The following is a 547-nucleotide window of genomic DNA, read 5'->3' on the forward strand; positions in this document are numbered from 1 at the left end:
CGTGCGCCGGTCTCGAAGGAGCAAGCCCCTTCTACCCCTCGACTTGCATGTGTTAAGCCTGCCGCTAGCGTTCATCCTGAGCCAGGATCAAACTCTTCATCGTATATTTTAATAACTTACGACTCCAAAGCCTTACTCAGTATAATTCAAAGAAAACTTTCCGTTTTCCCTTACTCTCTGCTTACTTCAACTCTTGTTGAAGTGCTGTCTATCCAATATGTCTATGAACTTGTCTACTCTTTCAATCTTCGCTTGTGTTTCAAAGCGGGTGCAAAAGTACGAGTCTTTTTCATACTTCCAAGCTTTTTTTGAAAAAAATTTTCATCTTTTTCGCCCGAGCCTGGTTTTCAGTAAAAAAGGAACTTTCTGGCGCCCCGTCCCTCCGGAACGGACGGCAAAGATAGAAACTCTTTCCCGCTCACGCAAAACTTTTTTTGCCCTTTTTTACCCCATTATGCCGTATGAACTTCTCGCTGATTGCGGGTGCAAAAGTAGCCACTTTTTCCGCTCCCGCAAGTTTTTGAGGCAAGTTTTTTTGAGGTTTTTT

At 43.5% G+C, this 547-nt stretch carries 1 rRNA gene (cut by a window edge); it reads right to left on the minus strand.

Features of this window, described 5'->3' with window-relative positions:
- A 16S ribosomal RNA gene (locus HZF10_RS17850) occupies nt 1-103 on the minus strand (it extends 1,425 nt beyond the left edge of the window).
- Nucleotides 104-547: the final 444 nt, after the last annotated feature.

It is taken from the genome of Flavobacterium agri (genome assembly GCF_013401995.1).
GTDB classification, from domain to species: domain Bacteria; phylum Bacteroidota; class Bacteroidia; order Flavobacteriales; family Flavobacteriaceae; genus Flavobacterium; species Flavobacterium agri.